Raw genomic sequence first — 19,573 nt, 5'->3', positions numbered from 1 at the left:
AGGCCGTGGTCACTTCGTCCGCACCGGCAGACCCGCCGGGCCCGCGCCCTTCAGCGAGGCGGTCACCGTACGGTCGCTGAGCCACAGGTAGCAGCGGACGCCCCGGTCACCGACCCGCCACCGCCCCGCACCCGGCGGACGGACCACCACGCCGCTACGGAACCGCAGCTCGGCGTCGTCCGGTACGCCCGCGTAGCGGCCGAGGACGCTCCGACAGCCCGAGTAGAGCGGAGCCCAGTCGGCGTCCCGCGTCGGGTACGCCGTGTCCGGTGCCCGCCACACCCCGACGAACTCGGCGTCGTGCTGCCTGCCGCACTCCACCGGGACCAGCGTCTGCACCCGCCCGGCCGCACCGCGGGTCTGCTGGCAGCCCAGCCGCAGACCGGAGGCAGCCCCCTTCAACGCGTCCCGCAGGCTGCCCGAGCGGACCACCACGGTCGCCGCCGCCTCGACCGTGGTCAGCTCGGTGAGATCGCACCGGAACCAGCGGGAGCCGGCCACCCAGCCCGGCCCGGAGGGCAGCGCCACGGACAGCCGTAGTCGCCCGGCCCGCCAGTCGTCCCCCACGTACCCGGAGGCCCGGGTGTCGCACTCGGCGAACGCTCCCCGCAGCTCGGCGGAGCCACCCGCCGGCGCGGTCGCCCGCTCGGCCGGGAACGCCCCCACGTGCACGGTCTCCAGCCGATGCGGACCCGCGCAGTCCACCGGCTCGTAGCTGGCCAGGGTGACCACGTCGGTGAAATCGGCGGCGTGACACACACCGGCGGCCGGTGTGAACGCCGACGGGGCCGCCAGCGCGGCCCAGTCGTCGGTCAGGTCACCGTCCAGGCCGCCGGAACCGGCGCAGCCGACCAGCAACACCGCCGTCACGGCGGCGAACAGGGTCGTCATGGCACGGCGCATCGCGGCCTCCCCCAGCCACCGACCGGCTTACGCCAGTACCCAAGGGTAACCGCACATGACCTTCCGGTGACAGACCGGAATCGCGTCGCGCGGGATCACACAGCGGACACGGCCAACGGGCTGGGCACCGGGTCACCGGCCGTGCCGGGGGCCACCGCGGCCGGGTCCGTGCCCAGCTCGATCACCCGGTTGTCGGCGTCCACGTGCACCACCCGCGGCCGGTACGACCGGGCCTCGGCGTCGTCCAGCTGCCCGTACGAGATCAGGATGACCAGGTCACCGGGGTGCACCAGGTGCGCGGCGGCACCGTTGATGCCGATCACGCCGCTGCCCCGCGCACCCGGGATCACGTACGTCTCCAGGCGGGCGCCGTTGGTGATGTCCACGATCGCGACCTGCTCGCCGGGGAGCAGATCGGCGGCGTCGAGCAGATCCTCGTCCACCGTCACCGAACCCACGTAGTGCAGGTCGGCCTGGGTCACCGTGGCCCGGTGGATCTTCGACTTGAGCATGGTCCGCAGCATCGGGGTGGCCTTTCGCGGGAATGGTGGAGGTGGTGAGCAGCCGGGTCAGGGGCGGGGCGCGAGGTGGATCCCCGCGTTGTCGATCAGACGGGTGGCGCCGACCCACGCGGCGATCACCAGCCGGGCCGGCCCGGACACCGGCCCCGGCTCCAGCTCCGGATCGGTGAGCACCAGGTAGTCGAGGCGGGCGCCGGGCGTACCCGCGCCGAACGCGGCGTGCGCGGCGGTCAGCACCGCACCCGCGTCCCGGCCCTCGTCGGCGGCCTGGGCGCCGGCCCGCAGCGCGGCGGACAGGCTCAGCGCCGCCGCCCGCTCCGACTCGCTCAGGTAGCGGTTGCGGCTGGACAGCGCCAACCCGTCCGGTTCCCGGACCGTCGGCACGCCGACCACCTCGACCGGCACGTCCAGGTCCCGGGTCATCCGCCGGACCAGGGTGAGCTGCTGATAGTCCTTCTCGCCGAAGAACGTCAGATCCGGCCGGGTGAGCTGGAGCAGCTTCAGCACCACGGTGAGCACACCGTGGAAGAAGCCCGGGCGGCTCGTGCCCTCCAACTCCGCGCCGAGCGGACCCGGGTCGAGGCGCACCCGGGGCTGACCGTCGGGGTACATATCGGTGACCGACGGGGCGAAGACCACGTCCGCACCGGCCCGGCGGCACACCTCCAGGTCCGCGTCGAGAGTCCGGGGATAGCGGTCGAAGTCCTCGTTCGGCCCGAACTGCAACGGGTTCACGAAGATCGTCACCAGCACGTGGTCGGCCTGTTCCCGGGCCGCGCGCAGCAACGTCTCGTGCCCGGAGTGCAGGGCACCCATGGTCATCACCACGCCGACCGTGCCCTTCAGCCCGGCCCGGGCCTCGGCCAACTCGGCGCGCGTGTGCACCAGCAGCGTCATGTGGCCACCTCCCGAGAACCGTCGGCCAGCACGCCGAGCAGCGACTGCGCGTCCACCGGCCGCAGCCGACCGGCCGCGATCGCCCGATCGGCGGTACGACGGGCCAACGCCAGATACGCGGGAACGGATTCCGGGGCGGTGGCCGCCAGCCGGGCCAGATGCCGCTGCACGGTGCCCGCGTCGCCACGGGACACCGGGCCGGTCAGCGCGTCGTCGCCGAGGCGCAGCGCGTTCTCCAGGGCGGCCCGCAGCAGCGGAGCCAGCACCTTCTCCGGCCGGGCCACCCCGGCGTCCCGCAGCCGATCGGTCGCCTCGTTCACCAGGGTCACCAGATGGTTCGCCCCGTGCGCCAGCGCCGCGTGATACAGCGGACGGTCCGTCTCGGCCACCCACTCGGGCACGCCACCGAGGTCGGCGACCAGCCGGGCGGCCAGCGCGCGCAGCTCCGCCGGGGCGGTCACCCCGTACGAGATGCCGTCGAGGCGGGCCAGGTCGTCCGGCGTACCGGTGAAGGTCATGGCGGGGTGCAGGGCGAGCGGCCGGGCGCCGACCGCGGCGGCCGGTGCCAGGACGGCCAGACCATGCGCGCCGGAGGTGTGCGCGACCACCTGACCCGGGTGCAACGCGCCCCGCTCGGCGAGGTCGGCGACCACCCCGGCCAGCGCGTCGTCCGGCACGGCGATCAGCAGCAGCTCGGCGGCGTGGGCGACGGCGGCGGCCGGACGGCGGGGCACCTCGGGCAGCAGCAGGGCGAGGCGGGCACGGCTGGCCCCGGAGTCACCGGTGACGGCGGCCACGTGATGCCCGGCGGCGGCGAGCGCGGCACCCAGCACAGCCCCGACCCGGCCGGAGCCGACGACACCGACGGTGAGCAGACGGGAGGTGGCGCGGGCGCCGGGAACGGCGCGATCCCACGATGCGGCAGGCCCCGGTGGGGCGGCCGGACGCGGGCGCAACGGTGCGCTCATGACGACGATCCAGTCCTCGAGAAGGGGTACCGGTCGATCGCAAGTATGCGCCCGGCCCGCCGAACCGGGACAAGCATGTGTGAAAACCTTCACCACCGCCCAAGGGCCCCTCGTCGCCGTTCCCGGCCGCGACCAGGGGCCCCTGGAACAGGGTCCACCACGGTCCCCTCCACCTGCGGGCCGTCACCCGGATCGGTGCACGGCGACCAGGCGGTGCCGTCGGGCAGGGTGAACGAGAGTGGCGTACGCCGTGGCCATCTGTGCGAGGGCGAGGCGCTTCTCGTGGTCACTCGTGTGCTTCTCGGCCTATAGCCGAGCCAGACCGCGGCGTTGTCGGAGTTCTTTATGTCAGCCATGGCCTGGATCGTGTCGTCTCCGCCGAGCGCGATCGACCCGTATGTCGGCTGGCTGACACCGGGCTACTCAGTGCGCCTCGCGGTGCTTCTGCCGCATTCGGTTCCAGATCCGCCGCCCAATGTGCCACCGCTTTCCCGAGCCCTTGCACCACCGGTAGCGCCTGGAGTGCTTGCGGTTGCTGCCGGAGCGATGCACGCCGTGGTCCGCGGTCACGGTAGGGCCTTGCTCGGGGTGGCCGGCGTTCTCACGTCCTTGCCGCGCCGGTGGTCTTCCATGTGCGCCTTGAGCGCCGCCTGCCAGGCTTTCTGCCCGGCATCGTCCGCCGGACCGCCAGACCAGCGGTGCGACTGGTCGCAGTGGTGGAACCCTCGTCGCCCTTGTGGATGGTGCCCACAGCGGCGGGTTACCGCGTCCAGGCAATGAACCGCTCGTGCAGTTCGGCCGGGTCCGCGTCGGAGAGTTCGGCGGTGGCCACGAACAGCAGCGACCCCACGTACATGGCGAGGTTGATCCGGCTGTCCCCATACGCCTCGGCCAGGCGCACTCTCGCCGGGTCGCACGGCCACTCACGCCCGCACGCCAGGCAGTCCCACTGCGGACGTCGGGGTAGGTGCTCGCCACCCATCCGGTCGTCGAGTGCCGCCACGGATCGTTCGGCTTGTACTGCCCGCGCCGCCCGTACGGTTGTTGGTACCTCGGCCATCATCGCGCGTCCCCCTGACGTCGGATGGCTGGAGGGCGCCCGGTCGTCGTTGGCGCGGACGCCCCCCGCCTCTTGGCGGGACGGCGGCGACGGTCGCACACATCGCGTCGGGTTCGGATGTTCGCCACCGCCGTCCCGTGAACAGGACGCTACGAAGCGTTAGTCCAGGTCGGAACGATGAGGCTGTCCGGGAACAAGGTGGCGGACAGGATCAGCCGGTGGCGGACACCAGGGCGCGCCGGTACTCGTGCGTCCACTCCGCGTCCCGCTGGTCCGCCGGCAGCCCGGCCAGGCCGGCCCGCAGGTTGTCGGCGGCGGTTCGATCGCCGAGCGCCAGGTACGCCAACCCGAGGCCCATCCGGCTGAACGTGGGCGACAGCCAGTAGGCGGCGCCCGGCGGTTCCGCATCCTCGGCAGACTCGGTGAGGTCGCTCGCCTCGCCGAGCAGCCGGACGGCGGTCGTCCGGTCGCCCAGCAGCGCGTACCCGTGGGCGGCCTGGATTGCGTCCCCCACCCGCTGCAACGGCGACGCGCCCGGCGTGTGGAAGGCGGCCAGGAAGTAGCGGACGATGCCGCGCGGGTTGCCGCGCTGGCGCTCCAGGTAGCCCCGGAAGTTCAACGCCTGCGCCGCCAGCAGGCCGGAGTCGAGCGCGTCTGCCTCTTCGGTGGCCTCGGCCAGCACGCGGACCGCCTCCGTGTCGTTGCGGGCTTCGGCGTGCAGCCAGCCCACGAACTGGGTCCACTCGGCGGCCACCTCACGCAGAGCGTCGGCGTGGGCACCTCGGGCGTTGACGGCGAGGTCGTGCGCGGTGCGCCACTGCGGCACCGACCACGGCAGCATCATCGGCGCGGGCAGGGCGTCGTCGAGTCGCCGTTGCGCGGCCAGGACGTCGGCGAGCAGGCGCACGCTCTCACCGTCGAGACGGTTGGGGTGGGCGATGACGTGCGCGAGCCGCTGATCGTCGTCGGGAGTGGTCACCGGCGGGGCGTCCACGACCATGGCGGCGAGGACACCGCCCGCGCCCAACAGGTCGTCCAGGTGGGTGGCGGCCTCGCAGGTGGGTCGGGTGCGTCCGCTCTCCAGGTCGCCGAGGTACGACTTCCCGCAGTGGGCGAGGGCGGCCAGGTCGCGCAGGGACAGGCCGCGGGCAGTGCGGAAGCGGGCGAGTTCGACAGGGAATCGTGGGTCGACGACAGTTCGGATGCGCGCGGGCATGGTCGGGCTCCCAGGTAGCGGTCTGGGGCGGCCCGCCGACCGCTACAACCGGCGGGCCTGCCGCCACTGACGCTACCTCGGGTTTCGTCAAGACCGTGGTGCCGGGCGCTACGTTTCGTCAACGGCCCTGGGGTGGATGCCCGCAACCTCGACATCCCGGTCCGAAGCATCAGCTCCGACGAGGCCAATCGACTACTTCGGCTTCCTCGGATCATTCGCGCAGATCGACAATCCGACGTCGTCCGCCATCACACGCGAGCTGTCGGGCTGGATCCCCACCCACCCCGGCCTGATCGCCGACCTGGACGAAGGGCACTATTCCGGGCATGAGCCACGAACGGCAGCCCGGACCGTAGGGTCGGCACGGTGACACACCTACCTGGAGTGAACTGATGCCGATCCTGTGGCGGGACGCGATGAGTCACGCGCTGTACGGGCCGGGCGGCTTCTTCGTCGCCGGCACCGGGCCGGCCGACCACTTCCGGACCAGCGTGCACGCATCCCCAGCCTTCGCCACCGCACTGCTGCGCCTTCTCGAACAGGTGGACTCGGCCCTCGGCCACCCTGCCCGCCTCGATGTCGTTGACGTGGGCGCGGGGCGGGGGGAGCTGCTGCAGGCTCTCGTCGGGCTTGCGGTGGGGGTTACCGGGGAGCCCGCCCGCTCCGGGCGGTCAGGCTTGATCCCCCCGCGGGCGGGCTCCCCGGAAACCCTGACTCCCACGGCCTCCGCCCGCTCCTTGCGGACCGATCCGTCGCCCGTCGCCGTCCGCCCGTCGCTCGCGGAACGGGTCCGCTTCACAGCAGTCGAGTACGCGAACCGCCCCGAGAACCTGCCGGCAGAGATCAACTGGACCGCCGAGATCCCCAACGAGATCAACGGGCTGTTGCTGGCGACCGAGTGGTTGGACAACGTGCCGTTGGACGTGGCGGCGCACACCGCCGAGGGCTGGCGATATGTGCTGGTCGACCCCGACAGCGGCGTGGAGACGATCGGCGAGCCGGTCAGCCCCGACGACCTCGACTGGCTGACGACGTGGTGGCCCAGTCCCGCGAGCCCGGCCAGCGTGGACAGCGGCCCGGGGTTCGGGTTGACCTGGACGGACGCGACCAGCGAGAACGAGCCGGGTTTCCGGGCAACCCCCAGCAGTGACCACCGACGAGCCGAGATCGGCCGAAGCAGAGATGCGGCCTGGGCCAACGCGGTGCGACAGATCAGCCGAGGGCTGGCGGTCGCCGTCGACTACGGGCATCTGCGGGAGGATCGGCCGTTCGACGGGACGTTGGCCGGGTATCGGGGTGGGCGGCAGGTGCCTGCGGTGCCGGACGGGTCCAGTGACGTGACCGCACACGTGGCCATGGATTCGGTCGCCTCCGCCGGTGCGGCGGTCGCCCGGTGTGCGTACTCCCTGGTCTCGCAGCGGGAGGCGCTGCGGGCGCTCGGGGCCGACGGCGGCCGACCGCCGCTGAGCCTGGCCGGCACCGACCCGGCCGGCTACGTGCGGGCGCTGGCCGCCGCGTCGGCGGTGGCCGAGCTGACCGACCCGGCCGGGCTCGGCGGGCACTGGTGGCTGCGCCAGCCGGTCGGCATCGGGCTGGATGCGGCCGTGGCACGATGACGGGCATGACCACCGACGCCGGGGACCTCCGTGAACTGACCGTCGGCACCGGGGCCGGCCTGGTCGCCGGCACCGGCGATCAGCAGCTCGGCACCGACATGGTGTTGAACATCGGCCCGCAGCACCCCTCCACGCACGGTGTGCTGCGGCTGAAGCTGGTGCTCGACGGCGAACGGGTGGTCGCCTGTGAACCGATCATCGGCTACATGCACCGGGGCGCCGAGAAGCTCTTCGAGGTACGCGACTACCGGCAGATCATCGTGCTGGCCAACCGGCACGACTGGTTGTCGGCGTTCTCCAACGAGCTGGGTGTGGTGCTCGCGGTGGAACGCCTGATGGGCATGGAGGTGCCGGAGCGGGCGACCTGGCTGCGGATGGCCCTCGCGGAGCTGAACCGGGTGCTCAACCACCTGATGTTCCTCGGCTCCTACCCGCTGGAGATCGGCGCGATCACGCCGGTGTTCTACGCCTTCCGGGAACGGGAGACGATCCAGGCGGTGATGGAGGAGGTCTCCGGCGGGCGGATCCACTACATGTTCAACCGGGTGGGTGGCCTGAAGGAGGAGGTGCCGTACGGCTGGACCGGGCGGGCGCGGGCGGCGATCGGTGAGGTACGTCGGCGGCTGCCCGACCTGGACCACCTGATCCGGCGTAACGAGATCTTCCTGGCCCGCACCGTGGGCGTGGGCGTGCTCTCCGCCGCGGACGCCGCCGCGTTCGGCGCGTCCGGGCCGGTGGCCCGGGCGTCCGGGCTCGACCTCGATCTGCGCCGCGACGACCCGTACCTGGCGTACGACGAGCTGGACGTGCCGGTGGTCACCCGCACCGCCGGGGACTGCCACGCCCGCTTCGAGGTGCTGCTGGATCAGGTGTACGCCTCGCTGGACCTCGCCGAGCAGTGCCTGGACCGGGTGGACCGCCTCACCGGGCCGATCAACACCCGGCTGCCGAAGGTGTTGAAGGCGCCGGAGGGGCACACGTACGCCTGGACGGAGAACCCGCTCGGCATCAACGGCTACTACCTGGTGTCGCGGGGGGAGAAGACGCCGTGGCGGTTGAAGCTGCGCACCGCCTCGTACGCCAACGTGCAGGCGCTGGCCACCCTGCTGCCCGGCTGCCTCGTGCCGGATCTGATCGCCATCCTCGGCTCGATGTTCTTCGTGGTCGGCGACATCGACAAGTGACGCGGGCCGCCTGAGCGGTCAGCTCCAGCGGTCGCCGGGCGGGGTGCCGCCGGCGCGCGGCACGTCGTCCTGCGGCGGGTAGCCGTACCGCTCGTCGACCCGTCGCCGCCCGATCCGCTCCGGCTCCGCCTGGTAGCCCCGCTGGCGTGGCGGGCGCCACTCGTCGGGCACCGGCACGCCGCCCACGGGCAGCGCCGGCCGGCCCGGCGGTTCGCCCCGCTCGTCCCGCCAGCCGCCGTCGTGGTCGCGCCGCCGGGCCGGCTCGTCCCGGTGGTACGGGTCGCGCTCGTCGTACCGGCCGGCGTCCTCGTAGCGGCTGGCGTCCTCGTAGCGGCCCGCGTCCTCGTGACGGCGCGGCTCGTCGTGTCGGACGGAGGCCCAGCGGTCGGCCATCCGGTACTCGGTGCCGGCGGCGTCGGCGTGCACCTCGGCCCGGCGTTCCCCGACGTGCAGCTCACGGCCGTTCTCGTCGTCGCGGACCGCCGCCCACCGGTCACCGGCGCGCAGCTGGGACCAGAACTCGCCGGTGTCGTCGGCCCGCAGCGGCGGCCCGGCCTGTGGTGCGGCCGCGCTGCCCCGGTCCGGCTCGCGTTGCTCCGACCATCCGCGCTCGTCGCGCTGCGGTCGGGAACCCCAGGAGGGCTCGTCGGGTGGGGCGTACGCGTCGCGGGGAGCGGTCCACTCCGGCTCGTCACGACGAGCCCTCCGCCCGGGCTCGGCGGCGACGTCCGCCCCCTCCCGGTCGGCGCTCCAACCGGAGCCGGCGCGGCCCCGGTCGTCGGCGTACCCGGACCAGGGGCGGTCCTCCGCCTCGCCGCGCGGGCGGTCGGCCGGACGGGGGCGCTCGTCCGCGCCACCACCCCGGGTCCACTCCTGCGCCGGCGGGGTCCACTGGCCGGCGTACCCGCCGCCGTACCGGGCGGCGGTCTCCGGCGGCCCACCGTCCACCACGGTGTGTCGGGTGGTGACGTGCACGGTCTCGGTGTGCCGGACCACGCCGGCCGGTCGGTGCGCGGGTTCGGGGCGGTCGTGCTCTCGGGGGCGGGCCGAGCCGTACCGGGTCGCGGCGGGACGTTCCGCGCCGCCGTACACGCCTGCGGGGGCGGAGGGCTCGGCGGTGGCCCGTGGGTACGCCGGTTCGTCGTCGTCGGCGCGTTCGGCGCGGCCCCGGCGGGGGGTGGCGTCCTCCGGACCGGGCACGCGGCCCCGGCCGGTCGCGACGTCGGCGGGCGCGGACCCCCGGCTGCGGGCTACCGGAACGTCGGTCGGCACCGGTGCCCGGTTGCGGGCGGCCGGTGCGTCGTCGACGGGCTCGGCGGCCGGCACCCGGGCCCGGCCGGCGCCGGCGGGGTCGACGGCGGGTGCGGCACCGGCGAGCGCGGCACCACTGGCGTCCAGGCGGCGTCGGACCGCGGCGATCCCCTCCTGTGCCCGCTGCGCCTGATCGAGTGCCTGGTTACCGCGCTGCGCGGCGGCCACGATTTCGGTACGCAGCTCCCGGCGCAGCTCCTCGATCTCGTTCAGCAGCTCGTCGGCCCGGGCCGCGTCATGGTCTGGCCGCAACGCGATGGACAGGCCGATCAGCACGACCGCCACGATGGCGAGCACCGCCGCGAAGCGCAGCGGGGTGCTGCCGTCGGCGACCAACAGGATCAGCGCCGCCACCGGGGCGAGCGCCACACCCGCCCAGAAGAGCAGGGTCAGCAGTCGCGGTTGACGCCGGGCGTCGGGGGTGACCGGGGCTGGCATGGCTGTGCAGCCTACCGAGGATCCTGACCAGAGGGAACGGGTGCCCGTCACGCGTGGACGCCCCCACCCGAGGTGCGGGCGGGGGCGTCGTCAGCGCGTGTGCGGCGGGCTCAGCTGGTGGCGAACGCGCCGTCCGAGGAGAAGATCAGACCCACGCTGATCGAACCGTCACGCAGACCGCTCTTGGTCAGCGGCCCGCCCTGGTCCAGCGAGGAGAACGAGCCCACCGACAGCCCGTACGTCTTCTCCAGACCCGGCTTGCAGAACGGACGCTGCTGGCACTCTGGCGGGCCACCCAGCACCGTGGCGCTGCCGGAGCACTTCGCGGCCAGCTCGGAGAGCGTACGAACGCCGTACTTGTCGGCGAAGGCCTGCGTCACCGCGAAGGCGTTCTGGTCCTGCGCGGCGGCCGGGGTGCCGAAGGTGATGCCCACCTTGTCGCCCTCGGCCTTGAGGGCGGTCACCGTCGTGTTGATGTCGGGCGAGCTGACCGGCGGCGGGTTCGCGCCGTTGGCCTTGGTGTTGAGGAACTCGGCCATCGTCGCCGCGTACTCCGGGACGACCTGGATCTCACCCTTCTCCAACGCCGGCTCGTACAGCTCCCGGTTGCCGATCTGCTGCACCTTGACCTGGTAGCCGGCGGCGGTGAGCGTGATCCGGTACAGCTCGCCCAGGGTCTGGCTCTCGGCGAAGTTGCCGGCACCCACCACGATGTCGCCGCCCGGCCCCTTGGCGATGCCCGCGGTGAGGTTGTTGGCGGTGGCGAACTCCTCGGCGGCCACCTTCGGGGTTTTGCGGTCGTCGTTCACGGCCTTGTTGAGCTGGATCAGCTTCGGCGTGTCGAGCGCCGCCGACACCTTGTCCAGTGCGGCGATCAGCTGCGGGTTGGCCGCCTTGCTGTTCACGGCGGGAATGACGTTGTCGGAGTTCTGCAACTTCTTGTCGTCCTGCAGGGCGATGAGCTGCTCGCCCTTGACCGGGGCGCACCCGGCGCCGGAGGCGCTCTGCTGGGGTGCGTCGGTGCCGGACGAGCCGGCGTCCCCGCATCCGGTGAGGAGTGCTGCCCCGGCGATGGCGCCGACAGCGCCGATCGCCAGACGTGTACGTGCGCGCATGTGCCCGCCTTCCGTGTCCCGGCGCGGCCCATCCCGGGCCGGCCGCGTGTCCGACGGGCGATCCTGACTTTTGGTCGCCCGCGAATATCCACCCAACATGCTCCGGAAGCGACCGACAACCTGGGATGGACTTCGTCACCTCATCGTCACCGACCGGCACGGCCGCCGGTCGGTGGTTCGCGGCGTCTCACCCGGACGGATCGGACCACCCGGGCGCGGGTCAGGCGCGGCCGGTGGCGTCCGCCGGCCGGGGCTGGCCCGTGCGCTGCCGCCCGCGCCGCAGCGGACGGGGCGTGACCAGCCGTTCGACGCCACCGAGGACCACCTCGGCCAGCAGCGCGAGCCCGGCGACCAGCACCCCACCGGCCACGATCTGACCGCCACCGCCGGCGATGCCCAGGCCGAAACCGGTCCGGATGATCTCGCCGAGGCCGCCGCCGTTGACGAACGAGGCCAGCGCGGCGGTCGCGATCACCTGCACGGCGGCGGTCCGGAAACCGGCGGCCAGGTAGGGCACCGCGAGCGGCAGCTCCACCCGCCGCAGCAGCTGCCCGCCGGACAGACCCATCCCCCGGGCGGCGTCGCGGGCCTCCGCGTCCGCCTGGCGTACGCCGGTGTACGCGTTGGCCAGCAGCGGCGGCACGGCGAACACGGCCAGCGCCACCACCACCGGCGTACGCCCGAAGCCGCTGGAGAAGACCACCGGGAGGATGGTCAGCAGTGCCAGCGTCGGAATGGCCAGGGTGGCGTTGGACACCAGCACCACCAGGCCGCCACCCCGCCCGGTGTGGCCCAGCCAGAGCCCGAGCGGCCAGGCCACCAGGCAGCCGAGCGCCACCGCCAGAGCCGAGATGGTGAGGTGCTCGCCGAGGCGGTCGAGCAGGCCGCCGGGGTTCGTCCAGTTCAGTGGGTCGTTGATCCAGACCACCGCCTGGCCGATCGGGTTCGCCGCGACGGTCACCGCACCCTCCGGGTGGTCCAGGGGGTCACCAGCCGGGCGACCAGGACGAGCAGCAGGTCGAGGACGACGGCGAGCGCCACGCAGAGCACCGAGCCGGTCATGATCTCGGCTTTGTAGAGGTTGTTCTGGAAGCCCGCGAAGATCAACTGCCCGAGGCCGCCGTGCCCGACCAGCACTCCCACCGTGACCAGCGCCACCGTGGAGACGGTCGCCAACCGCAGCCCGGTCAGGATGCCCGGCACGGCCAGCGGCAGGTCGATCCGGAACAGCCGGCCCCACCGGCCGTAGCCCATGCCCTCGGCGGCCTCGCCGACCTCGGGCGGCACCTGGTTGAGCCCGGCCACCACGTTGCGGACGATCAGCAGTAACGCGTAGAGGACCAGCCCGACCAGCACGGTGGTGGTGCCGGTGCCCAGGTACGGCGCGATGAACGCGAAGAGCGCCAACGACGGGATCGTGTAGACCACCCCGCTGACCGCGAGGATCGGACCGGCGAGCGGACGCACCCAGTACGCCAGCACCGACAACGGCAGGGCGATCAGCACCGCGATCAGCACCGCGCGCCCGGTGAGGGAGGCGTGTTCGCGCACCGCGGCGAGGATCGTGTCAGAGTTGTCCCGCACGTACTGCCAGGAGAACCAGGGGTTACCCGGGTCGGCCCGGTAGCTCAGGCGGAAGGACATACGTGGACGTTACCCCGGAGAGCCCCGACGTGGCCGAATCCCCTCGCGCGGCATCGATCTCCCTGGACGGCATCCAGAAGCGCTACCCGAACGGCACCGAGGCCGTCCGGAAGCTCAGCCTGGAGGTGAAGGCCGGCGAACTGGTGGTCCTGATCGGCCCGTCCGGCTGCGGCAAGTCGACGGTGCTGCGCATGATCAATCGGCTGATCGAGCCGACCTCGGGCCGGATCATGCTCGGCGACGAGGACGTCACCGACGTCGACCCGGTGCGGCTGCGCCGCCGGATCGGCTACGTGATCCAGAACGTCGGCCTCTTTCCACACCAGACGGTCCGCGCGAACGTGGCCACCGTGCCCGGCCTGTTGCGCTGGCCCCGCAACCGGACCCGGGCGCGCGTCGACGAACTGCTCGACCTGGTCGGACTGGACCCGGCCCAGTTCGGCGGCCGCTACCCGCAGGAGTTGTCCGGCGGCCAACGGCAGCGGGTGGGGGTGGCCCGCGCGCTCGCCGCCGACCCGGTGGTGCTGCTGATGGACGAGCCGTTCTCGGCCGTCGACCCGATCGTCCGGACCCGCCTGCAGGAGGAGTTCCTCCGTCTCCAGGCCGAGGTCCGCAAGACGATCGTGCTGGTCACCCACGACCTCGACGAGGCCGTACGGCTCGGCGACCGGATCGCGGTGCTGTCCGAGGGCGGGCACCTGGAGCAGTACGACACGCCGGCCGCCCTGCTCGGCGCACCCGCCACGCCGTTCGTGCGCGAGTTCGTCGGGGCGGACCGGGGCATCCGTCGGCTGGTGGTCACCCCACTGACGCGGGAGTCACTGGAGCCGCTGACCGGTGACGCGGCGGCGGACCTGCCCACCGTGGCGCTGGACGGCTCCGCGTACGACGCGTTGGCGGTTCTGCTCACCTCCGGCCGGGACCGGCTCGTGGTGACCGACGACGGCCGGCCCATGGGGACGCTCAGCCGGCAGCGCCTGCTCGACCTCGGCCGGCCGACGGGCTGACCCGGTGCCGGCGGACGGGCTTACCGGGTGCCGGCCGGGACTGCCCGGCCGGCACCTCAGGCGCGACCGCCAAGGCTGGCCGTGCCGATGATCCAACCGGAGAGGAAGCCGTAGCCCGCCCCGGTGCTGGCCTCCCGCAGGGCGGCCAGCAGCGACGGGTCGGGTCCGAGCAGCGCCGCCAGCACGGCGGCGAGCCCGCCGGCCAGCACGTACGCGGCCCAGCCGGAGAGGAACTGGCTGACCGAGCCGGGCACCCGGGCCACCTGCGCGGCGGGCAGCAGATACAGCAGGGCCACCGCGAGGACCACCAGCGCGACGGCCCGCAGGTCGGCGGCGAACAACCCGCCGGCCTGCCCGTCCGCGTCCAGCCGCCAGGCCGGCCAGGCCAGCAGACGCAGGTAGAAGGCGCCGGCCGAATCCGGGTCGGTCTGGGCGGCGGCCCAACCGGAGTACGCCGGGCTGCCGCCGATGCCCACCAGCAGCAGTACGGCGAGAGCGCCGGTGCCGGCGGCCGTGCCGTAGCGGCCGACCGGGCCGGAGCGGTGAAAGAGCGACGTGATCCGCCCAGGCCCCGAACCGGTGGATCGGACGGACCTGGGCTGCCCCGAGCGGCTCAGTGCTTCATCAGGTAGTCGATGAAGGCGGCCCGCAGCAGCGGCGCCGACTCCTCGTAGCCGTGACCGGTCAGCTCCCGCCACAACGCGTTCGCCTCGTCGATGGTCGGGCCGATCGAGTTCGGTGCGCCGTCCAGCACCGTCGCCTCGTCCGCGTTCGGCAGGTGCCGCAGCACCGACCAGTAGAAGCCCACGTCGCGACGCTCCCGGGCGAGGGCGAACGCCCGCTCCCGCAACTCCTCGGTGGACAGCGCGTCGAGTGCCTCGAACGAGGTTCCGCCGGGGGTGGCGGCAGGTGAGTCGGTCATGCCGCCGAGCCTAACGGGCGAGATCAGCTCCGGCGCGTCGACGCGACACGGCTCACCGCTCGTCGGCGTCCCACCGGCGTGGGCTGTCCTCCCACCGCGGCTCCCGCCACGGGTCGGCCGGCTCGGGTGCGGCCGGCGTCGGCAGCGTCGGGGGCCAGTTGTCGACCGACTGCGACCGCGGCATCGTCCAGCCGGCGCTGATCGTGCCGTCGGCGACCGGCTCGGGTCGGTCGGTGGTGCCCGGCCGGGGACGCCCGAACGTCTCGACCAGACGGGTGACCAGCAGCCCGACGCCGAGCGTCGCGCCGCCGACCGCCCAGTTGCTCAGCGTCCAGCCCCGCTCCGGCGCGTACGCCTGGAAGACGGCGACCAGGCTGACCGCCAGCAGGGTGCCGAACACCCCGCCCCGGCGGCCGTACGCGCTGGTGCCGCCGAGCAGCGCCACCCCGAACGCCAGGACGGTCCAGTCCAGCCCGGTGTCGGGGGTGACCGAGCCGGAGCCGTTCGCGGCGATCAGCACGCCACCGAGCGCCGCCAGCACGGTCGAGCCGACCAGCGCGACGGCGGTGACCACGGCGGCCACCACCCCCCGCCGACGGGCCGGATCGGCGATCGGCCGGTACCGGCCGACCAGGCGACGGATCGCCCGGATCACGCCGAACAGCCCGCCGAGGACCGCCACCGCGGCGAAGCCGGCGAACAGATAGCCGGCCGTACGCCCCGGCTCGTAGTCGCCCTGCACCAGCACCGCCGCGGACCGGCGTTCGATGTACACCACCACGCCGGCCGCGCCGGCCAGGCTGGCCGCCCAGCCCGGCACGTGCAGCACCACCACGACCAGGGCGAGCGCGAGCCCACCCAGCGCGGCGACCGCGACGGCCGGGCCGACGGACGCCGCCAGGCCCCGATCGCCCTGCTCCGCGTAGTGCAGGGCGGCCGCGACCGCGACCGGCCCGACGGCCAGGTTCGGGGCGGCGGTGCGCAGACTCAGCCCGGCCGCGAGAGCGAGCAGCCCGAGCCCGACCGCGTCGACCAGCAACGTGCGCAGGTTGTCGGCGCGCAGGGCCGCCGAGTCCTCCCGCCAGAGCAGCCAACCCAGCGCGACCAGGCCGACGACCAGGAGGAACTCCCACCACACGTGCACGCCCACCCGGTCCCGGCCCGGTTCACCGTGCGTGGGGTCGTCGAAGACGTTCTCCAGTACGGCGGCGGGCACCCCGGACGAGGGCTCGGCCGACCGGTCCCGGCCCGCTTCTTCGTACCCCATCACGCCGCCTCCCAGTGGCCGGCCGTCCCCCGTCCGGCGTGCGGACGGGCCGTGGGCGGCCCTTGCTCTCCGATCGCAGGCACCGTACCCGCGCCCGGAGCCGGGCGTAACCCCATGGTCAGCGCTGGCCGGGGCGGCTCTCCCGCTGGTCGGGCTCACGTTCGTCGTCCGGGCGCTCCGGCACCCGGCAGGAGCGTTCCAGCCAGAGCGCGGCGCCGACCAGCGCCAGCGAGGCCAGCAGACCGCCACCGGCGGCCGGCCGATCGTCCGCGGCCGCCCGAGTGGACTCCACGAAGAGCCAGCCGGTCAGCCCGGCGTAGAAGCCGGCGAAGATGGCGGCAGCCAGCGCGGACGCCTTGGCCAGCACCACGAACCGGGCCACCAGCAGCGGGTTGACCGGCTCCCGGCCGGGCTTGCGCTCGATCCGGCCCCGGGTGTTGACGGCCGCGTACGCCTCCAGCACGGCCAGCGCGGCCAGCGTCACCACCGGCAGCCAGGGCAGCCGGGGAATGCCGCTGTAGTAGAGGGTGCTGATCAGCAGCCAGGCCACGGCCGCGGCGGCCAGAGCGGCCACGACCAGACTCGAGATCCGGGTGGGGCCCATCCGCGACCCGTCCGGGCCCGGCCCACCCGGTGGTGGGGACTTCGCCTGCGTCATGCCGGCCGGCTCCACTCGGTCATGCGCTCGACTCTAACGCCAACTCCGGCCGGGCACGCAGATCCAGCACGTCGCCCGCCGCCGGACCGGTGGTCAGCAGGTCGGTCAGCCAGCCGTGCCCGGGCAGCCGCCCGTACGGCTGGATGTCGATCCACGGCCGCAGCACGAACGCCCGCAGGTGCGCCCGGGGGTGCGGCAGGGTCAGCTCGGGGTCGTCGCTGAGCACCGGCTCGTCGTCGTCGCCCCAGACCGCGATGACGTCCACGTCGAGAGTGCGCGGCCCGAACCGCCGCTGCGGGTCACGGACCCGGCCGGCCGCGCGTTCCGCGGCCCGGGCCCGCTCCAGCCAGTCGCGCGGGGTCGCGGCCCCGTCCTGGGCCAGCAGCACCGCGTTCAGGTACGCGGGCTGGTCGGCGTCGCCCCACGGTGGAGTCTCGTACACCCCGGAGACCACCAGGACGGCGTCGCCGAGCGTGGCGACGGCCGTGCGCAGGTGCTCCAGACGGTCGCCCAGGTTGCTGCCGAGCGAGAGGACGGCACGGGTCATTTCGCTCGCGTCCGGGTCAGGGTGACCGCCACGTCGGTGAAGGTGTGCGGCACCGGGGCCTCCGGTTTGTGCACGGTGATCGTGGCGGTGTCCACCCGCTCGTCGGCCAGGCAGACCGCGAGCAGCCGGTCCGCCAGGGTCTCGATCAGGTTGACCGGTTCGCCGGTCACCACCGCGACCAGACGCTCGGCCAGCTCGCCATAGTGCACCGTCGCGGTGACGTCGTCGCTGGCCGCGGCCGGGGCGAGGTCCAGCTCCAGGACCGCGTCGACGACGAAGTCCTGACCCTGGGCGCGTTCGAAGTCGTACACCCCGTGCCGGCCGCGGGCGCGCAGGCCGGTGAGCTGGATCCGGTCGGTCGCCATCACCGCACCTCTCGCTCGTGGCCGGCGGTCACCCGCGGCCTGCCGGTGGCCGTCCAGACGGCGAGCGCGTCGGCGGTCGCGCGCACGTCGTGCACGCGTACCCCCCAGGCGCCCGCCGCCACCGCGAGCAGGCTGGTGGCGACGGTGGCCGCCTCGCGCTGCGCGGTGGGCCGCGGCGTGCCGTCCGCGGCGGCGAGGAGCCCACCGAGGTACGACTTGCGGCTGGCGCCGAAGAGCAGCGGATACCCCAGGTCCAGCAGCTCCGGCAGGCGGGCGCTGAGTTCCCAGTTGTGGGTGGCCGTCTTGGCGAAGCCGAGGCCGGGGTCGATGACGATGCGGTCGGGGGCGACGCCGGCGGCCAGCGCCGAGTCGATCCGCTGCGCCAGCTCGGCACGGACGTCGGCCACGACGTCGCCGTAGCTGGCCAGCTCGCGCATCTGCCGCGAGTGACCCCGCCAGTGCATCAGCACCCAGGGGCAACCGGCGTCGCGGACCACCCGGGCCATGTCCGGATCGGCCAGGCCACCGGAGACGTCGTTGACGACCGCCGCGCCCGCACCCAGGGCGGCCTCCGCCACCCGGGCACGGCTGGTGTCGATGCTGACCGGCACACCGGCCGCGGTCAACGCGCGGATGACCGGCAGTACCCGGCCGGCCTCCGTCGCCGCGTCGATCCGCTCGGCGCCCGGTCGGGTCGACTCGCCACCGACGTCCACCAGGTGGGCTCCCGCGTCCCGCAGACGGACGCCGTGTCCGACGGCGGCGTCGAGGTCGGCGTACCGTCCGCCGTCGGAGAAGGAGTCCGGCGTGACGTTGAGAACGCCCATCACCACCGGGCCCGGAGCCCGTACCAGATCGGTCACGACTAGACGGTACCGGTCGCGGTGGCGGCACCCTCCGACCCGGGTCGACCATCCCTGACGTGCGAGTTAGAACAGGTGTACGATCGGTCGTCCGGGCAGAATCGGGCAGTCCCTTCGCGGCTTGTCGCAATCCGGGGCGGCCCGTACGCTTTGGAATTGGCCAGCATCGAGACGGCGAAGCGTGGAGGGAGGGCCGAAGCGGGGGAAAACCGCCCAAAGCTCACCACTCTCCGTGGTGAGTAACGAACACAGGGTCGAGGACGCTGCGCCCTGTGGAGCACATTTCCCGCAAGGCTTGCCTATTGCACCGCCGCGGCACCGCCGGCCGCGCTATGGGGAGGTTCCAGTGATCGCCTTCGAGCTCATGGAGACGGCGTCGTCCGGCGTCGCCCACGCGCTCTCCACCCTGGCGTCGGCTCCGCTCGCCGAGCCGGCCCCGAAGGGGATCGACACCAACAGTGTGGTCACCTTCTTCGCCAGCAAGATCGCACCGATCCTGCTCGCCGTCCTGGGCGTCATCTTCATCGGCCGCGCCAGCCGGGGCGAGATCTCCAAGGTGCTCACCAGCTCCGCGATCGCCATCGTCGGGCTGGCCTTCATCGCCGGCGCGGCAACACTCTTCTTCGTCGGCGATTACCTGATCGACCTGATCTTCGAATAGGCGCGTTCACCAGATGCGGCTGCGCACCGACGACGACATCTACCGGGCACGCCTGGTCTACCTCGGGCCGCCCGGCTACACCCTGCCGGTCCACCTGCCGTACGCCCAGTACGGGCTCTTCATCCTGCTCGTCCCCCTCTACATGTTCATCCACTGGCTGTTCACGTTCACGGTCGAGCTCTTCCCCGCCTGGGAGATCGCACTGGCCATCGTGACCACGTCGTTCATCTTCCGGCACGTCGACCCGGACCGGCCGGCGCGGGTGGTCATCCGCACCGCGCTGACCGACTGGCGACGCACCCGGGAGCCGGCGGTCGAGCAGCGCGATCCGCGCCTGGTCGGCAGCCGGATCAGGATCCGGGAGGAGCTGGCATGACCGGGCGTACACCGATCGGTCCGTCGTACAACGC

At 73.3% G+C, this 19,573-nt stretch carries 22 protein-coding genes; 5 read left to right on the top strand and 17 right to left on the bottom strand.

Annotated features, from left to right (window positions below):
- Positions 1-9: 9 nt before the first annotated feature.
- The 6 genes from AB0H52_RS20565 to AB0H52_RS20540 form a co-directional block, all read right to left on the bottom strand.
- On the bottom strand, positions 10-903 hold the full coding sequence (locus AB0H52_RS20565) for a septum formation family protein (RefSeq protein ID WP_357949282.1): 894 nt from the start codon (positions 901-903) through the stop codon (positions 10-12).
- Positions 904-998: 95 nt separating this feature from the next.
- On the bottom strand, positions 999-1,427 hold the full coding sequence (gene panD / locus AB0H52_RS20560) for an aspartate 1-decarboxylase (protein WP_151491864.1): 429 nt from the start codon (positions 1,425-1,427) through the stop codon (positions 999-1,001).
- 45 nt (positions 1,428-1,472) lie between these two features.
- Complete coding sequence (panC, locus tag AB0H52_RS20555) at positions 1,473-2,321, bottom strand: pantoate--beta-alanine ligase (protein WP_151491863.1); 849 nt, start codon at positions 2,319-2,321, stop codon at positions 1,473-1,475.
- Entirely contained in the window at positions 2,318-3,289 is a 972-nt protein-coding gene (locus AB0H52_RS20550; RefSeq protein WP_225854701.1) for a Rossmann-like and DUF2520 domain-containing protein, read from the bottom strand. Before AB0H52_RS20550 ends, panC begins: the two co-directional genes overlap by 4 nt.
- Positions 3,290-4,049: 760 nt before the next feature.
- Entirely contained in the window at positions 4,050-4,292 is a 243-nt protein-coding gene (locus tag AB0H52_RS20545) for a flavin reductase (RefSeq protein ID WP_225854700.1), read from the bottom strand.
- A 268-nt stretch (positions 4,293-4,560) separates the two neighbouring features.
- A complete protein-coding gene (locus AB0H52_RS20540; protein WP_151491861.1) occupies positions 4,561-5,565 on the bottom strand; it encodes a helix-turn-helix transcriptional regulator in 1,005 nt (334 codons plus the stop codon).
- A 392-nt stretch (positions 5,566-5,957) separates the two neighbouring features.
- Between AB0H52_RS20540 and AB0H52_RS20535 the strand changes: the two genes are divergently transcribed.
- Positions 5,958-7,181 carry an SAM-dependent methyltransferase gene (locus AB0H52_RS20535; protein ID WP_357949277.1) on the top strand — a complete coding sequence of 408 codons (1,224 nt, stop codon included), beginning with the start codon at positions 5,958-5,960 and terminating at the stop codon, positions 7,179-7,181.
- Positions 7,178-8,365, top strand: a complete 1,188-nt coding sequence (locus AB0H52_RS20530; RefSeq protein ID WP_278125979.1) for an NADH-quinone oxidoreductase subunit D — start codon at positions 7,178-7,180, stop codon at positions 8,363-8,365. The genes AB0H52_RS20535 and AB0H52_RS20530 overlap by 4 nt, the downstream gene beginning before the upstream one ends.
- A gap of 18 nt (positions 8,366-8,383) precedes the next feature.
- On the opposite strand, the gene AB0H52_RS20525 is transcribed toward AB0H52_RS20530, so the two are convergent.
- The 4 genes from AB0H52_RS20525 to AB0H52_RS20510 form a co-directional block, all read right to left on the bottom strand.
- Entirely contained in the window at positions 8,384-10,114 is a 1,731-nt protein-coding gene (locus tag AB0H52_RS20525) for a hypothetical protein (protein WP_357949274.1), read from the bottom strand.
- Between the two features lie 110 nt (positions 10,115-10,224).
- Positions 10,225-11,229, bottom strand: coding sequence for a glycine betaine ABC transporter substrate-binding protein (locus tag AB0H52_RS20520; protein ID WP_357949271.1), 1,005 nt, complete (start codon positions 11,227-11,229; stop codon positions 10,225-10,227).
- A 220-nt stretch (positions 11,230-11,449) separates the two neighbouring features.
- On the bottom strand, positions 11,450-12,190 hold the full coding sequence (locus tag AB0H52_RS20515) for an ABC transporter permease (RefSeq protein ID WP_151488078.1): 741 nt from the start codon (positions 12,188-12,190) through the stop codon (positions 11,450-11,452).
- A complete protein-coding gene (locus AB0H52_RS20510; protein ID WP_151488077.1) occupies positions 12,187-12,873 on the bottom strand; it encodes an ABC transporter permease in 687 nt (228 codons plus the stop codon). Before AB0H52_RS20510 ends, AB0H52_RS20515 begins: the two co-directional genes overlap by 4 nt.
- Positions 12,874-12,902: 29 nt before the next feature.
- Between AB0H52_RS20510 and AB0H52_RS20505 the strand changes: the two genes are divergently transcribed.
- Complete coding sequence (locus AB0H52_RS20505; protein WP_151488085.1) at positions 12,903-13,880, top strand: ABC transporter ATP-binding protein; 978 nt, start codon at positions 12,903-12,905, stop codon at positions 13,878-13,880.
- A 56-nt stretch (positions 13,881-13,936) separates the two neighbouring features.
- Here the strand turns inward: AB0H52_RS20505 and AB0H52_RS20500 are convergent, their stop codons facing one another.
- The 7 genes from AB0H52_RS20500 to folP all read right to left on the bottom strand — a co-directional run bounded on the left by AB0H52_RS20500 (position 13,937) and on the right by folP (position 18,502).
- Positions 13,937-14,356 carry a hypothetical protein gene (locus AB0H52_RS20500; protein WP_357949268.1) on the bottom strand — a complete coding sequence of 140 codons (420 nt, stop codon included), beginning with the start codon at positions 14,354-14,356 and terminating at the stop codon, positions 13,937-13,939.
- A gap of 137 nt (positions 14,357-14,493) precedes the next feature.
- Positions 14,494-14,802: a hypothetical protein gene (locus AB0H52_RS20495; protein WP_151488076.1), complete on the bottom strand. Its 309-nt coding sequence runs from the start codon at positions 14,800-14,802 to the stop codon at positions 14,494-14,496.
- 52 nt (positions 14,803-14,854) lie between these two features.
- Positions 14,855-16,084: an ABC transporter permease gene (locus tag AB0H52_RS20490; protein ID WP_225854136.1), complete on the bottom strand. Its 1,230-nt coding sequence runs from the start codon at positions 16,082-16,084 to the stop codon at positions 14,855-14,857.
- Between the two features lie 103 nt (positions 16,085-16,187).
- Positions 16,188-16,727 carry a DUF3180 domain-containing protein gene (locus tag AB0H52_RS20485; RefSeq protein WP_151488074.1) on the bottom strand — a complete coding sequence of 180 codons (540 nt, stop codon included), beginning with the start codon at positions 16,725-16,727 and terminating at the stop codon, positions 16,188-16,190.
- A 19-nt stretch (positions 16,728-16,746) separates the two neighbouring features.
- Positions 16,747-17,274, bottom strand: coding sequence for a 2-amino-4-hydroxy-6-hydroxymethyldihydropteridine diphosphokinase (folK, locus tag AB0H52_RS20480; RefSeq protein ID WP_151488073.1), 528 nt, complete (start codon positions 17,272-17,274; stop codon positions 16,747-16,749).
- Entirely contained in the window at positions 17,271-17,639 is a 369-nt protein-coding gene (gene folB / locus AB0H52_RS20475; RefSeq protein WP_151488072.1) for a dihydroneopterin aldolase, read from the bottom strand. Before folB ends, folK begins: the two co-directional genes overlap by 4 nt.
- A complete protein-coding gene (folP, locus tag AB0H52_RS20470) occupies positions 17,639-18,502 on the bottom strand; it encodes a dihydropteroate synthase (RefSeq protein ID WP_151488071.1) in 864 nt (287 codons plus the stop codon). The genes folB and folP overlap by 1 nt, the downstream gene beginning before the upstream one ends.
- 346 nt (positions 18,503-18,848) lie before the next feature.
- Between folP and AB0H52_RS20465 the strand changes: the two genes are divergently transcribed.
- Positions 18,849-19,163, top strand: a complete 315-nt coding sequence (locus AB0H52_RS20465; protein WP_030327982.1) for a hypothetical protein — start codon at positions 18,849-18,851, stop codon at positions 19,161-19,163.
- Positions 19,164-19,176: 13 nt separating this feature from the next.
- Positions 19,177-19,539, top strand: coding sequence for a hypothetical protein (locus tag AB0H52_RS20460; protein ID WP_151488070.1), 363 nt, complete (start codon positions 19,177-19,179; stop codon positions 19,537-19,539).
- Positions 19,540-19,573 lie beyond the last annotated feature (34 nt).

It is taken from the genome of Micromonospora sp. NPDC050695, from assembly GCF_040654415.1.
GTDB lineage: Bacteria > Actinomycetota > Actinomycetes > Mycobacteriales > Micromonosporaceae > Micromonospora.
This window is presented reverse-complemented; position numbering and strand designations above follow the sequence as displayed.